Genomic DNA, 21,942 nt, shown 5'->3' on the forward strand with positions numbered 1-21,942 from the left:
GTAATATTATTTGTAGTTCAATTCAAAACTTACGAATATGTAATAAATAATATATTTATAATTAATCAATTATCATTACACTATACCTAAAATCAAATAGATAATTAGCCTAAAGGAGATGCTCCAATGCTAACAAAATGATTTTGAAAATTTAACGTCCATTTACGCCAACTTTCAGGGTTACATTTTACATCGCTAGCTTGCTCTAGAATATTATAAATTGAATCAATGGAATAATTTTCAGGAAAATTTTCTAAAATATTAAAATTGCCATTCAACCATTCTTCATTAATATAATAATTTACAAATGTCATACTAAAACCTATACTGTCTTTATATGCACCTGAGGCTGAAGTTAAAAACGTAGATCTTCCTGACTCGTTAATAAATTTAGTAAATTTATATGAAGAATGTTTTCGTTTCCATTCTGCAGCTTTACCTAATTGAATCATTTCTTCAATTTTTGTCATATTTTTAGGCCATAGAAATAACCAATAATCTTTATTAAAAAAAACGCCCCCTACTTCATAATAGGTATATAACTGAAGAAAAAATGTACTTTTTATTAATTTCAACTTACTCAGAATTGAGTTTAAATAAAATCGATTTTTAACAATTTGTTCAGCCCATCTATTAACTGCAGGTATGATTTCTTCAATACTTTCACTAAGTTTAATTCTAGTACCTACATTTGTATTCTCGTTCCCCCACCATCTAACTTTTAAAAGATTAACGTTATTTTCTTTCATTAATTTTTCACAATCATCAACATTAATGTTCGCAGTTAGCCAAATATCATCTTCCCAAAGTAAAAAAATATCGCTTCCCTTTTCTATAGTTTCTCGCCAAAAAGACAATGGAATTGTATTCGTATAAACTTCTTTCCCAGTCCTAATGGCATTTTCAATTTCTTTGCTTTTCCTTTCCGCATCAACAGAATGATTGATAATGATATTAGGATATTTTTTTTCTATTTTATTTAAATATTTTTCAGGAGTTCCATCATCCATAATTATGATTTGAAAATCTCCAGTTAGATATTTATAAATACTAAATAGACATCTATCTAAAAAATAAGGTCGATTAAATGATTTTATGTAAATATTTACCATATGCAAAAAATTTCAATTAAATACGTTTTCTCAATTTCAAAATAGACTTAACTAGCAATTTTCTACGATATTGTTTGGCCAAATAATAACAAATAGATTTTTTGTTCCAAAGAAATAATGATAACATTCTCCAAGAATATTTTTCACAATTTTCATGCGTAAATACAACATACCAAAACCAAGATGCAGCCTCTTTAATCCCTTTATCATCATAAACCTTGGATGTTTCATTAATTTTAATAATCTTAACTAATAAATCATCCATTCTTTTCATTTCAAAAATAGTGACCTTATCCAAAGACAATAAATACAAATATTCTTCAGTGACTTTGCTTACTTCAGTAACTTTCGATTTCTCCAAAAAATCATTCATAATTCGGATTCTCATCCGATTCATATTTTGGTATTGAGTTTTATTATTTTGCATTGACAGATTGTTGCCGTGCATTCTATATCTCAACAAAACTTCACCAAGATTAGCAAGCTTACCAAATTGACTTATTTCGTACCACAAAGCATAGTCTTCTGTATGTAAATATTCTTTGGGATATTCTAATTTGTTTTCAATTATGACACTATGACGTATAATCGCACTCGGATGATTAATGGCTGTATCAAAAAGCAATTTAGAGCGAATGGTAGCATCATCGCCACCTCTTAAATCTTTGATACTATAATTTTCTGAAAAACGATTAATACTACACCCAGAAAGAACAATATCGGGATTTTTATCCATAAACGCAACTTGCGATTCAATTCGATTAGGCAAAGAAATATCATCTGCATCCATTCTAACAATATATGTTCCGTTGCAATGAAGAATTCCCTTGTTCAGCGTACGAATTATTTTCAAATTCTCCGAATTTTTAAATAGCTTTATTCTATTATCATTAATAGAATTGATAATACTAATCGTGTTATCTGTACTATAATCATCAATTATAATTATTTCAAAATCTTGAAAAGTCTGATTTAAAATACTATTTAAAGATTCTAAAATAAATTTTTCTCCATTAAATACAGGTATCAAAACAGACACTTTGGGCATATAATATATCAATAATTAAATTTGAGAAGTATTTAATTTTAGTTCAGCATCTTTTTTATGGATATTAAACATAAAAAACAATGCTAAATAATGCGTAAATTCAGTAAATGATTTTAAATTGACAAATAACACCATCACTAAAAAATAGATAAAGAATGGTAAATAAAACTTAGTAATCTTATAAAAACTCTTCCAAATAACCATAATTTCATAAACATAGAAGCTCAACATACCAAAAATACCAAAATAAAAAAGTAATCTAGCATATCCTACATCTGTTCGCATATAAAAATTACCTGTACTAGTTGAATACATACCATCTCCAATTAACCAAGATTTGGAACTAGTAGGCCATATAGTTAACATCCAAGATAATAAATTAGAAGAGCCCGTTTGTAACCCCTTCCCCTCTGATGCTGAATAAAATAACTCGAAACCATAATTCAATGTTCCTGTTTGACTAGCTACAAATTCAGGAAACAATGTTGCGGTTGTTATCAAAAGTATAACCCCTCCCAAAGCAATTTTTAAAATTCTAAATAAACCATCTTTCCAATATTGCCACTTAGGTTGCAAAGATGAAAAACTCCAAAAGCACATTGCAATTAACCCACAGATTAAGGTAGTCCTAGCTTGAAACATTCCAAGTATAAATATGAAAATAAATAAAAAAGATAAGTATATTCTTAATTTAAAATTTATTTTATATAAGATTGCATTCTTTAAAAGGATAGCGATTAAAAATAAACCAACACCATTAGCAACACCTAAATTCATAAAAAATGCTCCAAACCCCATAAAACGACCAGCTTCTTTTCTATTCAATTGCCCTAAGCCATCTCTTGTTTTGTTAAGGAGAAAAAATCTCAATTCGGTATTGAAATACATAGAAATGCCTAATATTAATTGAAATAATACAACACCGATACAGTAATAAGCAATTATTTCAAAAGATAAATCTTCTCCGTAAATAAATTTTGCATATGAAAAAGTAAAAAAACCACTAGACAACATAAGAACAGAAGTCGAAAAATAAACCAAAAATTGTTTATCATTAGTTCCATTATAATTCAATGATATTATAGAGATCAGAGAAATAAAGAGTAGAGGAATTGCTAATTGAATAATTCCTTTATTAATCAAAATTTCTTTGCCTTTCATAATATTAGCCAAAATCTTTACAACTAGTAATATCAATCCCAAAAATGAAATTACAACTCTGGATGATACAGGAAGAAAGACGAAATCAAGTGGATAAAACTGAATAAAAACAAGAATCCATAAAATTAAACGTTGGTAATAGGGAACAACAGTAATTCTTTTGAAAAAATCTACATCCATCTTAAATCTTGACTTTTAGTTTCTTAAACTATAGTTTTCATTTACAAATTAGGTTATAATTATATTTTACTCCAATTAAATCTTATCCTATTTATTAAATTCATATTTAATTCAATTTAAGATATTTGTTTTGTATAATAAGAACAATAAAGATGGCGCGTGTTTAATCATTTCTAAATACATTGCACTTTTAAGCTTCCTCCTGCTAAATAGAAAACGAATATTTGAATAAGGTATTGCACGCCCCCATTTTTTATGAATTTTCATCAATTTTCGGAAGTCACGTGTTCTCACAAAACATTCACGACTAAGTTGCATAGTCAAACCTGTTCTATAAGAGATAAAATACCCATACAAATTATTTTGTTTTGAATTTTGATTAGAATAAATTCTTTTCTCTAATTTATTCAAAGACGGCACTACTTCATCTATTTGAGGATGAACACTTTGAGAGATCGAACCATCTCTTAAAAAATATTTATATATAAAAATATTATCAAAAGATGCAACTTGTGAAGACTTTAGAATCAACTCAGGTAAAATTACAGCATCTTCCCAAACCGATCCGTCTGTAAATTTTACATTCTCAAATAATGCTCTCTTAAATAAGAATTGCCATAAATAGCCTCCAATTTTACCGCTAAACAAAAATTCTAATGCTTTATTAGGCGAAAGAATATTAGGTAAAGATCCAGGAGGTCTCCACATTTTTAAATCATTTTCGTTACTATTTTTAAACCTTGCATTGAACAGATAAATCTCTAATTGAGGTAAGTTAGTCATTGACTCAGTTATTTGTTTGATTGCATCTATTTCCAATTCGTCATCACTATCTACAAAAAAAATATATTCTCCTTTTGCATTTTCAATCCCTGTATTCCTAGCCTTAGATACTCCGCAGTTAGACGTATGATTTACAATTCGATAATTGATATGAAACTTAGCTTCTAATAAACCGTTAATTAATGAAATGGTATTATCTGTAGAACAATCATTAATAATCAACAATTCAAATTCTTTACACGATTGATTTATTATGGAATTTATACTTCTTTCAATATAGGCCTCCACATTATACACAGGAACAATTATAGATATTTTAAAGTCTTTATTCATCTCTAAACATTGTATTAAATTGGGGACATTTTTTAATATCTAATTTCTCCAAAAATTAACAAGAGTTTCAATTCAGAATTTTGGAAAGGATATCTTTAAAAATATCACCATTGATAATTCTCAATCGCATAGCCAAAACATTACTTTTCATAGTTAAGTACGATTCTTTTGTAATCGTAAGATTATTTAGATCTTCTAAACTATCAACTAAAATTCCTAAATTATTTTTTTCTATAAATGTAGCAATACCTGCTTGTTTTGATGTAATAATTGGCAAACCCGAAGCTATATTGCATGAGAATTTATAAGGATTGTTATATTTCATATAGGTACCAAACATTCCTTCTAAATCTTTTATAGAATCACCATCCCAAACTAATCCAAAAGCAAATTTTGAGCCTTCCGTTATGATTTTATCAACCGCTAATTCCCCATAATAACTCAAATTTTGGGGATTATTTTTCAAATTATAATTTGGTCCATAAACATGAAAGTTGAAATTAGGTATATGATCTACATATTTTAAAAAGGAAGATTTCATCAAATTTCCGGCATAAAATACAGAGTATAAATCCTCTGGAATCTTATCAACGTATTCCAATTTATTTTCTTGCAATCTATAGTCAAAAATATCTAAGGAAATATATGTACAAGTGTCGCCCGTCGTTTTAAAATAATCAATCATTGCTTGATTATGAAGGATTACATAATCGAAGGATTTAATAAAATAACTCTCCTCTTCCTTTGTCAAATAGATTTTGTAACTACGATCTAATGTTTCGATATCATGAATAATAATAATCTTTTGCTTTAAATTTAAGTTGGGTAATCTTTTCAACAATAATGTCAAAATTTCAGGTGCATGATCTCCATAAATAGGATACTGTACTAGTAAAACATCATCAAAAGTTAATGAGTCAAGGAAGGAAATTAATGTTCGTATATTTTTATTAATTGCCCATTTTTTTGATTTTTGTTCAAAAAATTTTCTTTTAAATCTACGCCAAATTTGAGTTTGCCTAATAATATTTAGTTTATTAAAATGTAAATCCTCCATAGGTAAAACCTCCTTAAAACCCAATTCTTTCGCGCTAGCAATAATATCCCTTTTGGGCTTAACCATTGCACCATTTTCGGCATTTGTTCCTACCCATGGCGCAAAACTCAATATATATTTATTAGTCATTTTATTAATATATACAAATCAAAAGCTTAAAATTAGTGTAGTCTAACTTAGATCAAACAACAAGTTCGAGACTTTTATATAATTTTCAAATTATATACCAATTATATTTCTGATAAGTTCTATGATATTTTATTTTTTAATACAAGAATAAATCGAGGAAATAATTTACATACACCTTGGAATAAAATCTTTGGAAACAATGTATAAAAGAAAAAATCATTTTTATAATATTTCCACAATATTTTAAAAGTTCCTTTCGTTTCAAACTGCCACCAACGTCTATCATAATTATAAATAAAAGTATTTTGCAACTCATTTGTAAAATGTAGCAATAAGTTTCTTTTATCAATGGAAAATGTTCTTGCAGATATTTGACCTCTATATAAGTATGGTAGCATAATTTCATAATAATTATCCATATGTACTTCAAACCAATTATATCCACGACGTACACCAGTAGTATGTGCATTGTTATGATAAATCGGATAATTATAAACAACACATTTTTGAGAATTTGAAACTATCTGGTATGACCAATCATCTTGTTGGAGCATTAAACTAAAGTATTTATCAAGGTCTTTAAGCTTATTAAAATCAATTGAAAATGCTCCAAAATTACTAATAAAAGTGACACAACCTGAGGTATTTTGGATATACTCATTTAATGAATTACAATTTATTTTTTCTCTTTTTTTACTAATTCTTATAGTATTTCCTGTGAAAAAAATAGGAATACCTGTATTTAAATTTTCCCGAATATCATTTTTAATTCTATTTAAGGAACCTTCTGTAAACGAATTATAATCGTTTTGCAACTTAAGATAGTGGCCATTTCCATAAGATAATGCGATTTGAAAATTTCGGTCTCTAACATTCTCCGAATTTCGGTAATAAGACACATTAGGATATTGATCTACAATAGGCTTTAGTAGATCTTGTGTATTATCGGTAGAACAATTATCTGAAATAATCAATTCAACATCTTGATCAAAACCTTCATCTTCGACTATTTTGGTCACCGTTTCAATTACAGTAATCGCTCTATTGTAAGTTGGAATACAAATCGACAAAAGATATTTCTTCTCCATGAATCACCTAAGGTTTTTTTATTAGGATTAAGCATTGATATACTCCTTGATAACATCCAATATATAATCGTAATGAGATTCGTTCAATCCCGGCCATACACCCAACCAAAAAGATTGATTCATCACAATATCCGTATTTTCCAGAGTACCAATTGTTCTATGTTCAATATTGCTATAGGCTGGTTGGCGAAGAATGTTACCACCGAAAAGCAAACGCGTTCCGATTTTTTTCTCCTCTAGATGTTGCACAAGCATATGCCTATCATTGGCATCACCTTCACGCAAAGTCAACAAAAATCCAAACCAAGAAGGGTCACTGTTAGGCGTTGCTTCTGGCAATATGAATATTTCTTCTACTTCTTTCATACGCTCATACAACGCTTTGTAGTTTTCTCTTCTACGCTGTACGAAATGATCGATTTTCTTAAATTGAGAAAGACCAAATGCCGCCTGCATATCCGTCACCTTCACGTTAAATCCAATATGCGAATACGTGTATTTATGATCATATCCGAATGGTAAAGAACCCAATTGTTGAGAAAAACGACAATTGCAGGTATTGTCTCTACCTGGTTCACAATAACAATCGCGTCCCCAATCACGGAAGCTTTCTGCAATCTTCATCAATATAGGGTTATTGATCAATACCGCACCGCCCTCTCCCATTGTTATATGGTGTGCTGGATAAAATGAGAAAGTAGAAATATCTCCAAAAGTGCCCGTTTTTTTGCCATTGTAAGTTGCGCCTAATGAATCACAATCATCCTCCACAACCCAAAGATTATATTTTTTGGCTACGCGCATTACTTCATCCAGATCAAAAGGATTTCCCAAGGAATGAGCAATCATAATCGCTTTTGTTTTGGGAGAAACCGCTTTTTCTATATCTTCTGATTTGATATTGTGTGTTGCTATATCAATATCTACAAATACTGGGATCGCACCAAACTGAATCATCGGATTGACCGTCGTAGGAAATCCCGCCGCTACGGTAATAATTTCGTCTCCAGGTTTTACCGCTCTATCGCCCAATTTGGGTGAAGTCAATGCATAAAATGCGACAAGATTGGCAGAGGAACCAGAATTGACCAACAACGCTTTGGGCGCTTTGAAATATTTGGCAAATTCACTTTCAAAATCTCGTGCAAATCTTCCAGCGGTCAACCAGCCATCCAATGTAGCATCTACACCTAATAGAATATCTTCTTCATCCAAGACTTTTCCTGTTACAGGAATATAAGATTCTCCTGGGATGATTTCTTTTTTAATATTTTTTGCTATAACGGATCCCAACTGTTGTTGTAGTTGGGCGTCAATATTTTTGTATTCCATGTCTGTGTTTATAATAATTTATTCTAGGTGCTTTCCATCCCGATTGGCTTGAAAAATGGTTCCATTTCGGTAATCGGTTTGCCAAATGCAATTTTAGGATAGGTATTCGTATGAGGGTCGATCATTACCTGTAATAATACAGGACGATCTTTATTTTCCTCATTCCACATCCATTTGGTTGCATCTTCAATCTCATTTTCGGTATGAATCGTTTTCGCCACAACTCCATACGCAACGGCGACTTTTTCAAAATCTGGCGTATCATAACCCCAATAAGTCGTTTCATATCTCGAGTCAAAATAACTATCTTGAAATTGTCTAATCATACCTAAAACACGATTGTTCAATACTACGATTTTTATAGGTAACTTATTGCGCACGATCGTCTGTAGCTCTTGTATGTTGATTTGCATACAACCATCTCCAATAATAGTGACAACTGGTTTATCTTGTAATGCAATTGAAGCTCCTATTGCTGCAGGTAGAGCATATCCCATAGCGCCCATACCTCCAGAAGTTAAGAATAATTGTCCTTGTTGTAATCTTAAAGATTGAGCAGCCCACATCTGATGGGCTCCCACGTCTGCTAGATAGGCTTTGGATAATGCTCCATCTTTGGATAACTGAGCCACAAATTTATTTGGATTAATACCTTCTGTTTTTAGCTCTTCTGTATCTGGCCATTTCACTTTTAATTCGGTGATATATTCCACCCAATCTTTAGGAAAGGTGAATTTTGTATTAGAATAAGAATTAAAAAAAGTTTCAAAAAAGGTTGATAACTCTGCGACAAGTGGAACACATCCTTTGATACGGTTATTGATTTCTCCTTCTTCACAATCGACGTGGTAGATTTTTCTATTTTCAATAAACTTCGTGTCTGCACCAGTTTGTCGTATATCAAGACGACTTCCTAACACGATTAACAAATCACATTCGCCGAAAGCAATGTTCGCCCAACGATTACCATAACTTCCAATAAAGCCAACATGTAAAGGATGATCATAAGCCAAAGAATCTACTGCCAACAAAGTTGTTATAACAGGAATCTGTGTAAATTCCAGAAATTTTTCTAATTCTTCTTGACAATGTCCTGCGCGCACGCCTCTACCTACAAGAATTAGAGGTTTCTTGGCTTTTTGTATATCAGAAACTAGCGATTCTATTTCGGAATTAGGTACATTGACGTTAGATTTTTTTTCTTCTAAAATAGAATTCTCTTCAATCTGAGTGCGTTGTACATCCATTGGGATATCTATCAATACAGGTCCAGGTCGCCCTTCATTTGCCAATATAAATGCATCTTCCAAAATTTTAGGCAATAATTCAGGATTATCTACTTGAATAGCAGCCTTTGTTATTGGCTTTGCCATAGCGACAATATCCGTTTCTTGAAAGCCCAATTGTCTAATACTCCTATCTCCTTTTAATTCGTATCGATTAACTTGTCCTGTTATAAAAATTGAAGGAACAGAATCAAAATAACAGCTACCAATACCTGTCAACAAGTTGGTGGCACCAGGACCACTTGTTGCCATCGCCACACTTGGAATACCCGCAATGCGCCCAAAAGCATCCACTGCAAAAGCAGCAGACTGTTCATGATGTACGGTAACCAATTTTATTTTAGTCTTTTGGCTGATGGAATCAATGATATGTGTAATCATTCCACCTGATAATTCAAAGACATGAGACACGCCTTTACTTTCCAAAAAAGTAGCTATATAATCTGATGCTTTCATTTACGCTGATTTATAATAATCTAGTCCTATAGTAATTTATTGTCTTTTCTAATCCTAGCTCCAACGGTAAATTTGGAATTACCCCAAAAACTCTTTTAAATTTCAAATTGTTACCACCCAAAAACATGGATTGATTCTCTCGGTAAGGAATTGCGCCAAAATTCAATTTAGCATTTGTTCCTATTATTTCCCTGATTTTCAATGCAATTTCTTTTAATGGTAAGGAATATCCTGAACAAATATTATAAACGCCTTGATTTTTATTTTTAGAAAAAACAATATGTTCTATCATTTTTGCGAAATCGTCAATATACAAATAGTCATACGCTTGTTCACAACCAGTAAGTGCAACATCTTCATTTCTAAGTTGCTTACTGATTATCCATGGAATAAACCAATTTTCATTCTCTCCTGGACCATATACTGAAAATACTCTTAACCAATACCAATCTATATTTTTCCTAGTACAAAATGTTTCCAATAATGATTTCATAGCTATTTTACAACTAGCATAAGCATCATGTGATACGACATCTGCATTTTCAGTCACTGAAGTTGTATAATTTCCATATTCAGATTGCGATCCCAAAGCAATAAACTTATCAATTTTTACTATTTCAGCTAAATTTGTTAAATTTCTAAACAATTCAAAATTCTGTAACTGAACATTCCAAAGTTCTCTTTCTCCACTCGTTACACCTGCCCATGCCGAATGTATGATTATAGTTGGTTTAAAATCTACCCATTTTTCAATATGCCGTCCTTCTTCGTCTAAATCAATCCATTGTATTTCTTGGATATCCTTGAATCGAGAAATATTGCTATGCTTTCTTTTTACAGCAAGAATACTTACATTTTCAATATTCTTTAAATTAAGCAAAATTGCAGAACCTAAAAAACCAGTACCTCCAGTCAATAGAATTTTTACTTTTTCCATAGATAACTGTTGATCTGCATTTCAGTAAAAGATGCAATATTTCTAGGAGATTGTAAATACTCTTTATACCACTCGATAGTATCTTTGATTGCTTTTTGCGCATCCATCAAAGGATGCCAGTCTAATTCAGCTTTAGCCTTGCTGATATCCAATTTTAGCAAACCAGCTTCATGTGGTTGATTGACACTTTCAATTATTTCGTAGTTTCCAGAGCCCCAATAGGATATGGACAATTCCACCATTTTGCTTACAGGCAAACTATCTGCAGCATCTGGACCAAAATTGTACGCTTGACTAAAACCATGTACATTTTCGGCTAAATGAATTCCTAATTCTAGATAACCCAACAAAGGCTCTAACACATGTTGCCATGGTCGTATAGAATAAGGATTTCGTATTGAAATAATTTCATTTTTCGACAAGGCTCTAACTATATCTGGTATCAATCGATCTTTGGACCAGTCTCCACCACCTATTACATTACCCGCTCTCGCAACGGCTAAGCCTTTTTTATGTTGATCGAATTTATTCAAATTGAAAAAAGAGTTACGATAAGAGTCAATAACCAATTCTGCACATGCCTTACTTGCGCTATAAGGATCGTAACCACCCAATCGATCATTTTCTCTGTAAGGATAAGACCACTCATTATTGTAATACACTTTGTCCGTGGTGATTAATACCACAGAGCATGGTTTATCTAAAAGACGAACGGCGTCCAATACATTGGCAGTACCAATAGCATTGACTTCAAAAGTTTCTGAAGGGATCTGATAAGATAATCTTACCAATGGTTGTGCCGCCAAATGGAAAACAAAATCAGGTTGGAAAGAAGCAACACTTTCATTCAATTTTTGTCTATCTCTCAAATCACCAATAACAGACTGACAAAGCGACGCTCCACTAATCACATTGAAAAGATCTATATCCTGCTCAGGAGCCAAGGCGTATCCCATAACATCTGCCCCTATCAAGTTCAAAATCTTCAAAAACCAAGAACCTTTGAAGCCTGTATGACCAGTTAAGAATACTTTTTTGCCTTTATATTTTTCTATCAAATTATGTTTCATTTTACCAAATTTTCCATGGAGCTTTTCCTTCATTCCATAGTTCGTTTAGATCCATTTTGTCTTTCAATGTGTCCATTGGACGCCAAAAACCATTATGCTTATAAGCCGCCATTTGATTTTCACTAGCAAGATTTTCCAATGGCGCGCGTTCCCATATTGTTGCATCCCCCTCTTGGATATAATTAAATATTTCCGGCTGGCAAACAAAATATCCACCATTGATCCAAATACCATCTCCTTTTGGTTTTTCCGCAAATGCATAGACTTTATTATCTTCTTGAATATTTAATGCACCGAACCTACCTGTTGGCTGCACTGCAGTAACTGTGCAAGTAGCAGCGTTCTTTTGATGAAACTCTAATAAACTTTTTACATCAATATTAGCTACACCATCTCCATAAGTCAAAAAGAATGGTTCCCCATTTACGTACGGTTCTATTCGCTTTATACGACCACCCGTCATGGAATCGTCCCCAGTATCTACCAATGTTATACGCCAAGGCTCTGCATTCGTACCATGCGTATAAATAGAATTTTTTTCAAGGTCAATGGTAACATCAGATTTGTATAAAAAATAATTGGCGAAATATTCTTTAATCACATGACCTTTATATCCTAAGCAAATAACAAAATCATTGAAACCATATTGAGAATAAATTTTCATTATATGCCAAAGAATCGGCATTCCTCCAATCTCTACCATAGGCTTAGGTCTTACACCTGTTTCTTCTGATAATCTTGTACCTAATCCTCCGGCAAGGATAACAACTTTCATATATAAGAATTTAAGGAAGTTTAATTTTAATATTTTCAGATAATGGATAACCACAGCACAAAACACGTTCATCCTCATCTAATTCTGCTACACCGGCTACGGCTCCTATTGTTTTAAGATCACCATTAAGGAGCTTTGCTTTACATAAAAGACAAGAGCCTTGCTGACAAGCATAGTCGATATCCAATCCAAAATCTAACCCCGCATCTAATATATTTTTCCCTTTCGGAACATCTACAATCACTTCCGTATCATTTTGTACAAATGTGACTTTTTGATCCTCAACACCTTCTAAAAGTTTCTCGTCTAATTGTATCTTAAAGGCTTCTAGATGGATGTTTTTTTCATCAACACCAAGTTTCTTAAGCATTTGGGATACGGTATCCATGATACCTTGCGGTCCACAAATAAAATGCAATGCATCCTTGAAAGTTACATGCTCTTCACAGGATTTAATGACTCTTTCATGTTCTATTCTTCCTTTTACACGTTGCGGTAGTGATATCTCATCTTCAATGCTTTGACTATAAAAATACCACACTTTGAAATTGGAAGGAAATTGCGCTTGCAATTGATTTAGTTCACTTAAAAATATTGTTGATTTGGGTGATTTATTTCCATAGAACAATTTAATATTGTGGGTCGGATCTTTATGGAGTTCATATTTGATAATAGATATCAACGGAGTAATACCACTACCACCACCCCAGAAAATCAAAGGAGCGTCGGTAGGTTCATTATTCAATCCAAAATCGCCCATTGGTTCAATAAGCTCTATACTATCTCCTAATTGAACTTGATCACATAAAAAATTGGACACTATGCCATTAGCAACTCTTTTTATTGTAATTTCTAAGAATGAATCTACTTCTGGAGCAGAGGATAAAGAATAGGGGCGTACATATTTTCGTCCATTGATTCTAACAACAACGGAAAGATATTGCCCTGGCTTATACTTGACTTTTTTAAGACCAGGCTGCTTTAGCCGAATAGAAACAACATCCTGCATAGGTCTTATAATTTCTAATATTTTTAAATGTAGAAATTTCAATTGTATCTTTTTGTATTAATTATTAAAATCCAATAAAATATTTTGCAATAACATTTCCAAAACAAATAAAAAATAATTGAATTATTTATCACACTTCTTGAAGATCTACCATTTGTTTAAACTTAGGAGATTTAATTTTTAAATTTTCAAAAGAATCTTTGTCAATAATTTCACCTTTACTCATCAACACAACTTCATCCACATTTTTTATTGTTGCTAATCTGTGAGCAATAATTACTATAGTATATTTGCCTTTTAGTGAGTCAATATTTTCTTGTATATATTTTTCAGTCTCTGAATCGAGTGCTGAAGTCGCCTCATCTAATATTAAAATATCTATATTTTTATACAATTCTCTAGCTATTGAAACTCTTTGTTTTTGGCCCCCACTTAAATTTATACCATTATTACCTAATAGAGTATTTTCTTTCATTTCTAATCCGTTTACCAAATCCCAAAGCTGAGATTTTTTTATTGCTTCATTAAATCTCTCTTTTACCTCGATTGAGTCTCCTCCCCATAAAGTAACATTATTAAAAATAGAATCATTAAAGATCACAGACTCTTGCGAAATATATCCAATTCTGGATTGAAACGAAACAACATCAAGCTTAGTAAGCGGAATTTCATCAATAAAATATCCATCGCTACTATTTAATAGACCAGTTAAAACATTTACTAAAGTAGTTTTACCACTACCGGACTCTCCAACGAAGGCAATTGTTTGATTCTTGTTAATTTTAAGATTTATATTATTTAATATAGTCGTATTTCCATAGCTAAATGAATAATTTTTTAATTCTAAGTTACTTTTGAATTTCGAAAATTCCTTTGATGAATAGACTTCCATATTTGCATCTAATTCATCTTCAAATGCTGCTATATTTTCCATAGTACCAATCTTCCCAATAAAATTATTGTAAGAGCCTTGAAAATTAGTAACACTAGCCAATGCTCTATAGAAAAATAATAAACTAATTATTATTGTACTTAATTTTCCATTCAATACATTCACTTGAAATAATATAACTGAAGCTACTACTAAAATTAAAATAGGTTCCCTTATTGCATTTGTAAATGCATTAATTTTTCCAATTTTCAGATTTATAGTTTCAATTTCTTCTATATTATAATTTATCTTTTGAGCATATTTTCTAACAAGCCCAGTCGCTTTCAAATATTTAAAATTATTAACAAATTGAATAATCCTTCCTTGATAATCATTACCCGCAACTACCAACCTCCGAGATGCATCTTTAGACACTTTATATATTTTTTGAAAAATTAAATTGAATAAAGCGCCGCCTATTATAATTAGTAAACAAAATTGAGGATTTAATACAAAGGCAAAAGATACATATACTACAATCATTACAAAATTTTGTAAAACATTCAAATATTCACGAAAACCAAATAATAAATTATTGACCTCATTGGTCATTAAGTTTTGAATACGACCAAAATCCGAAGTAACAAAATATTTGTAGTTCAAATTTGAAAATTTTCCAATAATTCCTTTCCTTATTTTGATGATAAAAAACCTAGACGCTTTCGCATCATACATCCCTTTGATATAATAAAATATCCCTTTGAAGACAAAAAACAATACCATTATTATCAACATATTAAATAAGGTAAATTCAATATGTAATTTTTGAAAAATTGAGACTACATTGTTAGAATTTTTAGATATGGTATTTGTCCCCTTTTCTGTCTTATCTGCAGCTATTTGAAATAGTGGTAAAAACATAGTGAGTCCTAATCCATCCATTAAACCAAAGGACAATGTCAATCCCATAATAACAAATATGCGATATCGTAAATACTTAAAAAAATAAGTAAAATTTTTAAAATATTTCTTTATAAATGAAATCATATATATCAATTTACCAAAATCCTAATATTCAAACAAATCTATCTACAATCTTGCAGTAACATTCTCCCTTTTGTAAAAATTTTTTGTATCAAAAATAATACTATTCTTTTCTCTTTTTAATTCGTCCAAATCTATTTTTCTGAAATTATCATGAGCAACAGCGAGTATTATAGCATCATACTTTTCAGTCATTTTTAAATCGTTTTTTATTTCAATGCCGTAATTTTTTTTAACATCTTCACTATCCACCAAAGGATCAACGATCATTACATTTACGCCAAATTCTAAAAACTCTTCGTACATATCAGCAACCCTAGTGTTTCTAAAATCATCGCAATTTTCCTTAAATGAAAATCCTAAAATAAGAATTTTCGATTTTTGAATAATGATATCCCTCTGGGCTAATAATTTAACTACTTTACTCACGACAAATTGAGGCATCTCATTATTAATTCTCCGTCCAGATAATATCACATCTGGAGAATAGCCTAATTCTTGAGCTTTATATGTTAAATAATAAGGATCAACACTTATGCAATGTCCACCAACTAATCCGGGTCTAAATGGCATAAAATTCCATTTCGTAGATGCGGCATCAATAACATCATTTGTATCTATCCCCATTCGATCAAATATTAAGGCTAACTCATTCACAAAAGAAATATTTACATCTCTCTGTGCATTTTCGATAACTTTTGCAGCTTCTGCAATTTTAATTGAGGCTGCTTCATAAACTCCTGCATCCACTATTTTATCATATATTTTTTTTACACGATTAAGCGCATTTGGATTGGAGCCACTGACAATCTTTATTGTGTTCTCCAATGTATGATTTGAATCGCCAGGATTTATTCTTTCGGGAGAATATCCAATCTCAAAATCACTATTCAATTTTAATCCAGAAATATTCTCCAATTCTTTAACACAAACTTCTTCAGTACACCCAGGATATACAGTTGATTCATAAATAATTAAGTCCCCCTTTTTTAAAAAATTGCCAATCATTTTAGAAGCACTTATTAAATGCATTAAATTTGGCTTATAAAAATTATCAACAGGAGTAGGAACTGTTACAATATAAATACTAGAATCATTTGTATTAATATAAGTTTGTAATTCTATTTTATATTCAACATTATCTAAGTTTTCTAATCTTTTATTTAATATTTTGACTCTATCTTCATTAATATCTATGCCTATGACTTTGTAATACCTAGATAGTGCAATAAGCAAAGGATAACCAACATATCCTAATCCGACTACGCAAATTTTATCCATTTCTATCGTTTAAATAAACGTCTTATTTTAGCAAAAAAGTTTAAATGTTTACTTTGTTCTTGATCATAATATCCACTCCTATCCGTCCCGTAGCCATAACCATAACCATAACCATAACCATAACCATAACCATAACCATAGCCATAATTACTTCCTTGTTTTACGTCATTAACTACTAATCCTAAATTTCCTAATTTCATGCTTTCTTCAATATCACGAATAATATTTAATTGATTTTTGAAAGTATATTTCAATCTAACCACATACAAACTTAAGTCCACAACATCAGATAGAACCATTGCGTCTGTTACTAAACCTACTGGTGCGGTATCAACAATTATATAATCAAACTCTTTTCTTAATTCTTCAAACAATTGCTTTGTTCTACTACTCATTAATAATTCTGAAGGATTTGGTGGTATTGGTCCTGAATTAAGGATAAATAAGTTTTCTGAAAATGTGGTTGCTTTAATAATATCATTTATAGACATTGAATTATCAACCATGTAGTTACTATAGCCACTAATATTAGGTATTGCGAACATTTCAGAAATTTTAGGCTTTCGCAAATCCAACTCCATTAATAGTATTTTACTTCCTGTAATTGCTAAAGACATAGACAAATTTGCAGCGATGAAAGACTTACCTTCTCCACTCATACTAGATGTTAATGTTATAATTCCATTTTTTTGATTTTTGATAAGAAATTGTAAGTTAGTACGCATTACTCTGAACTGTTCTGCAATAGCAGCACGGGATTCTTTGGTTATTACTATATTTTTATCACTTCTACTATGTCCTATTTCTCCAATTATAGGACTCTTAATTGTGTCAGTTATTTCATTTTTTGTCTCTATTTTATTTTTAAATAACTCAAATATCGATATCAATAAAATAGGAATAATTAAACCTGCTATAATAGCAAACACCCAAATCAATGCACGTTTTGGTTTAACAGGCGAGTAATTACATTTTGCAGGATCAATTAATTTAGAATTTGCAGAAGAACCAGCTCTATAAATATCCATCTGCTCTTTCTTTTGTAACAAAAACAAAAATAATTGCTCTTTTACATTTTCTTGACGATCAATACCTTGATAATTTTTTTGTAATTCGGGTATTTTGGCAATACCGTTTTTGTAAACATTTCTCTTACTTTCTATATTTTTTAAACTTAATAATATATTACTTTTTAAATTTTGAAGAGACTTTACCAAATTTATTTGTGCACTTGATATTTGACTTTCTATATTAATAATTATAGGATTATCTGGTTTAGCAGTTTCCAAATTATGGATTCTTGCCAATACTAATGAATTATATGCAGTAGATAATAATGTATAATTTTCATCATTAATCAAAGATGAATTGGGAACAATAGAATAACCTCCTTTTTTTAGTTTTTCTAAAACATCATTTATCATTTCCAATTGAAAATTCTGTTCTTCAATACCTGACTCCGCAGTGTTAAATTTTCCATCAATCAACCCAGCCTTAGTATCAACATCTGATATAAGTTCGTTTTTAATTTTAAATTGTTTTAGTACATTTTCAACCCCATTTAACTCTTCCTGTAAAATATCCAAACGCTGATCAATGAAATTTACAGTACTATCAATGACTGTGATCTTGTCCATTCTATTTTCTTCTGAATATACAGAGTATAGTACATTTAATATGTCTTCACCTTTTTTAGGAACAGGACTTTGCATTGTCATTTTTAAGACTGAAGCAGCATCAAGCTGAGTAACATTAACAGCATTCAAATAACCATCTATAGCGTTATCTCTTGTATTGATTTCGACATTCATTTGCTGTTCAAAATGGCCAAAGATAACATTGGGGGTACAATAAAAGGTTAAGTTTTTATAATGAATTGTATCATAGTAATTATAAGCCAATTTTTCATTATCATTTTTTGTAATAAAAAATTGTTTTTGCCAGGTCTTTTCTTCTAATTGAATCGGGACAGAACTATATTGAAAACTATCAATTGGACTAACAAGGTGTATTTTTAGTGGTGATTTATCATATAATTCACTCGTTTTGATATTTCCATGAACTATATATGTAATGTTTAATTTCAAAGAATCTACGACCTTACCAATCATATAGCGGGTCTTTATTATTTCAATCTCATCCGCAAGATTGGGAACTGCATTAATACCTGCCCCCAAATTTGAAAACACTTCTTGAGTTCCTTGAAGTCCACCAGAAGAATTAGTATTTGAATTTACTAAAAGTCTACTATTTATTTCAAAGATTGGTGTACTGTATTTTAAATAATAATGGGTAATAGTTAACGCCAAAATAAGAAATGCGATGATAATATACCAATATCTAAAATACTTATAAAAAATAGTTTTTAATTCGATGCTATTTTGCTTCTCAATAGAAGAATTCATATATAAAACGTTGTTATAATTATTTTTATTTGGAAACTGCGATGATTAATGAAATTAAACTTATTGCAGTAAATAAATAATTCGTTATACGAAAGGTTGTGTTATCATTAATTAGGGCCTTTTCTTTTGTCGGAGGAACATAAACCATATCATTTTGTTTCAAATAATAAAACTCGGAATTAATAATTTTAGAGTTCGTCATATCAAGATGATGTACGTATTTTATCCCATTATTTTCTCTTACTAGAAGAATATCTTTTCTTTTTGCAATTGGTGTCATATCTCCAGCTAATACTAATGCATCGTATATAGACGTTTTTTCCCTTGTTAATCCAATTCTACTTGGAGCACTTACTTCTCCATAAACTAAAGCTCCTCCATTAAGTAACTTCACATTAACTGTAGCATCTGTAATATATTTATTTCTTAAAATAGATATTAAAGAATCTCTAAAATACATTAATGTTAAACCAGCAACCTTCATTTGGCCAATAACTGGAAAATTAATATAACCATCTCTATCGACTAAATAACCTCCCTGTGCATTTCCAATATTAATTGAACTACTAGGTGGAGATGACTTTAACGGCTGAGCATCCATCCCATTATTATTATACCCCCCAATACTTGTAATATTATTAATGTTAAAAGGCGCAGCCGCCGCAGGATTAGAACTCAATACATCTATGCCAATGATATCATCTGGTTGTATTTTAAGTAAAAAATCAGCTTGCTTGATAACTACTTTATTTATAGAAGTATCTGCGGACAAATCTTGCAAATAAGCATATTTTTTGGTAGAATAGCAGGAACTTAACGACAAAATAAATAATACTGAAACCATTGAGATTATTGAATATCTCCTATTAAAAAAGGGTCTAACTCTAGCCAAAGTGTAAATTTTTATATTCTAAATGTAAAAAAGATGTTAACACCTCATTTCAACCTAAAACGCAATATTTGAAAAAATATTATTCACTTATAAGATTGTCTTTTAGTTAAATAGCAATTTCAAAAGAATACTACATTTGCAATTGAAATTATGCCGAACCCCAATTTACATCCGCAAGATAATTCTTCGTCCGCAGCAGACAAGGAATTTGAAAATAGTATTCGTCCCAAAGAAATTGAACAATTCTCGGGACAGCCTCAATTGATTGAAAATCTGCGTATTTTTATCAAGGCTGCAAAGATCCGTGGTGAAGCATTGGATCATACTTTGTTTCATGGACCTCCCGGCTTAGGAAAAACAACACTTTCTCGCATTGTTGCGAATGAAATGGGCGTTAATATCAAAGAGACCTCTGGTCCTGTAATTGAAAAACCAGGAGATTTGGCGGGACTTCTTACTAGCTTGGAGGCAAATGATGTGCTTTTTATTGATGAAATACATCGATTAAGCACTGTAGTGGAAGAATATTTGTATGCAGCGATGGAGGATTTCCATATCGATATTATGATTGATTCCGGTCCGAATGCGCGCAGTATTCAATTGAATATCAATCCGTTTACCTTAGTTGGAGCAACTACTCGAAGTGGACTTTTATCCGCTCCACTCCTTTCTCGTTTCGGTATTAAATCTCGTTTGGATTATTACAATGCAGATGTTTTGAAAAAAATATTGGAACGTAGTGCTGCCATTCTTAATACTCCAATCACAGAAGATGCTGCATTTGAAATTGCGCGTCGTAGTCGAGGTACACCGAGAATTGCAAATGGACTTTTGCGTCGTGTACGTGATTTTGCACAGGTTTTAAATGATGGACAAATTGATTTGGGCATCACGCAACATGCATTGAAAGCTTTAAATGTAGACGAAAATGGTTTGGATGAAATGGACAATCGTGTACTTTCTACGATTATCGAAAAATTCAAAGGTGGTCCTGTGGGAATTACGACCATCGCAACGGCTGTAGGTGAAGAAGCTGGTACGTTAGAAGAAGTATACGAGCCATTTTTGATCCAAGAGGGTTTTATTCAACGCACTCCTAGAGGTCGTGAAGCTACATTAAAAGCGTATCAACATTTGAAAAAAACACCTCCCGGAGGAAAAAACGGAATCTTATTTTAAATCTTCACTTGTAAATTGAAACGGCAATAAACTAGCAATTCCGTCAACTTTATACACCTTGTTTTCGGGATTGTTAGCGCCTAAAATAATTGTAATCGGCGCACCTTGGCGAGTTTCTGCTTCTACAATCGCCTGACGACACATGCCGCATGGCGAAATTGGTTGCGTATAATTTTCACTATTTTTATAATAGGATACAGCCATAGCTAAGATTTTTTCTCCATTGGCTACGCTAGTTAAGGTGCTTAATAGGGTTCGTTCAGCGCAGATCGTAACAGGATAACTAGCATTTTCTTGATTGCCAGCTTTGTATATTTTTCCACTTTCTAATAACACAGCAGCGCCTACTTTGAATTGAGAATAAGGTACATAGGCTAATCCTGTTGCGTCTTGCGCAGCACTTAAAAGATTACGGTCTTGTTCATTTAACTCCGCCCAATTATTAAATTCTTCGTATGAAATATGTAATTCTTTCTGCATATTTTAAAAACCTATAGAGATAAAAAAAGCCTCT

18 protein-coding genes are annotated in these 21,942 nt (G+C 31.3%); 1 reads left to right on the top strand and 17 read right to left on the bottom strand.

Annotated elements, in window-relative coordinates; translation table 11 throughout:
- Positions 1-104: 104 nt before the first annotated feature.
- The 16 genes from E0W69_RS11145 to E0W69_RS11220 all read right to left on the bottom strand — a co-directional run bounded on the left by E0W69_RS11145 (position 105) and on the right by E0W69_RS11220 (position 20,201).
- Complete coding sequence (locus E0W69_RS11145) at positions 105-1,010, bottom strand: hypothetical protein (protein WP_131330140.1); 906 nt, start codon at positions 1,008-1,010, stop codon at positions 105-107.
- A 118-nt stretch (positions 1,011-1,128) separates the two neighbouring features.
- The gene (locus E0W69_RS11150) at positions 1,129-2,160 is read right to left on the bottom strand and encodes a glycosyltransferase family 2 protein (RefSeq protein ID WP_131330141.1); all 1,032 of its coding nucleotides are present in this window, start codon (positions 2,158-2,160) and stop codon (positions 1,129-1,131) included.
- 15 nt (positions 2,161-2,175) lie between these two features.
- Entirely contained in the window at positions 2,176-3,501 is a 1,326-nt protein-coding gene (locus tag E0W69_RS11155) for a hypothetical protein (protein WP_131330142.1), read from the bottom strand.
- Positions 3,502-3,612: 111 nt separating this feature from the next.
- Positions 3,613-4,617, bottom strand: a complete 1,005-nt coding sequence (locus E0W69_RS11160; protein ID WP_131330143.1) for a glycosyltransferase family 2 protein — start codon at positions 4,615-4,617, stop codon at positions 3,613-3,615.
- Between the two features lie 67 nt (positions 4,618-4,684).
- Positions 4,685-5,803 (bottom strand): hypothetical protein, encoded by a 1,119-nt coding sequence (locus tag E0W69_RS11165; RefSeq protein ID WP_131330144.1) that lies wholly within the window; start codon positions 5,801-5,803, stop codon positions 4,685-4,687.
- Between the two features lie 119 nt (positions 5,804-5,922).
- Entirely contained in the window at positions 5,923-6,891 is a 969-nt protein-coding gene (locus tag E0W69_RS11170) for a glycosyltransferase family 2 protein (protein WP_131330145.1), read from the bottom strand.
- Positions 6,892-6,918: 27 nt separating this feature from the next.
- Positions 6,919-8,223, bottom strand: coding sequence for a lipopolysaccharide biosynthesis protein RfbH (gene rfbH, locus E0W69_RS11175; protein ID WP_131330146.1), 1,305 nt, complete (start codon positions 8,221-8,223; stop codon positions 6,919-6,921).
- A 23-nt stretch (positions 8,224-8,246) separates the two neighbouring features.
- A complete protein-coding gene (locus tag E0W69_RS11180; protein WP_131330147.1) occupies positions 8,247-9,965 on the bottom strand; it encodes a thiamine pyrophosphate-binding protein in 1,719 nt (572 codons plus the stop codon).
- Between the two features lie 10 nt (positions 9,966-9,975).
- Positions 9,976-10,902 carry an NAD-dependent epimerase/dehydratase family protein gene (locus E0W69_RS11185; protein WP_131330148.1) on the bottom strand — a complete coding sequence of 309 codons (927 nt, stop codon included), beginning with the start codon at positions 10,900-10,902 and terminating at the stop codon, positions 9,976-9,978.
- Positions 10,890-12,005: a CDP-glucose 4,6-dehydratase gene (gene rfbG / locus E0W69_RS11190; protein WP_225321237.1), complete on the bottom strand. Its 1,116-nt coding sequence runs from the start codon at positions 12,003-12,005 to the stop codon at positions 10,890-10,892. The genes E0W69_RS11185 and rfbG overlap by 13 nt, the downstream gene beginning before the upstream one ends.
- Positions 11,974-12,747 carry a glucose-1-phosphate cytidylyltransferase gene (rfbF, locus tag E0W69_RS11195; RefSeq protein ID WP_131330149.1) on the bottom strand — a complete coding sequence of 258 codons (774 nt, stop codon included), beginning with the start codon at positions 12,745-12,747 and terminating at the stop codon, positions 11,974-11,976. The genes rfbG and rfbF overlap by 32 nt, the downstream gene beginning before the upstream one ends.
- Positions 12,748-12,757: 10 nt before the next feature.
- On the bottom strand, positions 12,758-13,756 hold the full coding sequence (locus E0W69_RS11200; protein WP_131330150.1) for a ferredoxin--NADP reductase: 999 nt from the start codon (positions 13,754-13,756) through the stop codon (positions 12,758-12,760).
- A gap of 130 nt (positions 13,757-13,886) precedes the next feature.
- Entirely contained in the window at positions 13,887-15,674 is a 1,788-nt protein-coding gene (locus E0W69_RS11205) for an ABC transporter ATP-binding protein (protein WP_131330151.1), read from the bottom strand.
- A 42-nt stretch (positions 15,675-15,716) separates the two neighbouring features.
- The gene (locus tag E0W69_RS11210; protein WP_191967820.1) at positions 15,717-16,952 is read right to left on the bottom strand and encodes a nucleotide sugar dehydrogenase; all 1,236 of its coding nucleotides are present in this window, start codon (positions 16,950-16,952) and stop codon (positions 15,717-15,719) included.
- A gap of 2 nt (positions 16,953-16,954) precedes the next feature.
- Positions 16,955-19,357 carry a GumC family protein gene (locus E0W69_RS11215; RefSeq protein ID WP_131330153.1) on the bottom strand — a complete coding sequence of 801 codons (2,403 nt, stop codon included), beginning with the start codon at positions 19,355-19,357 and terminating at the stop codon, positions 16,955-16,957.
- Positions 19,358-19,382: 25 nt separating this feature from the next.
- Positions 19,383-20,201, bottom strand: a complete 819-nt coding sequence (locus E0W69_RS11220; protein WP_131330154.1) for a polysaccharide biosynthesis/export family protein — start codon at positions 20,199-20,201, stop codon at positions 19,383-19,385.
- A 198-nt stretch (positions 20,202-20,399) separates the two neighbouring features.
- On the opposite strand from E0W69_RS11220, the gene ruvB reads away from it, so the two are divergent.
- Complete coding sequence (gene ruvB / locus E0W69_RS11225) at positions 20,400-21,428, top strand: Holliday junction branch migration DNA helicase RuvB (protein ID WP_131330155.1); 1,029 nt, start codon at positions 20,400-20,402, stop codon at positions 21,426-21,428.
- Here ruvB and E0W69_RS11230 read toward each other — a convergent pair.
- Positions 21,420-21,908 (bottom strand): cytidine deaminase, encoded by a 489-nt coding sequence (locus E0W69_RS11230; RefSeq protein WP_131330156.1) that lies wholly within the window; start codon positions 21,906-21,908, stop codon positions 21,420-21,422. The genes ruvB and E0W69_RS11230 overlap by 9 nt on opposite strands.
- Positions 21,909-21,942 lie beyond the last annotated feature (34 nt).

Source organism: Rhizosphaericola mali, from assembly GCF_004337365.2.
Taxonomy (GTDB): Bacteria; Bacteroidota; Bacteroidia; order Chitinophagales; family Chitinophagaceae; genus Rhizosphaericola; species Rhizosphaericola mali.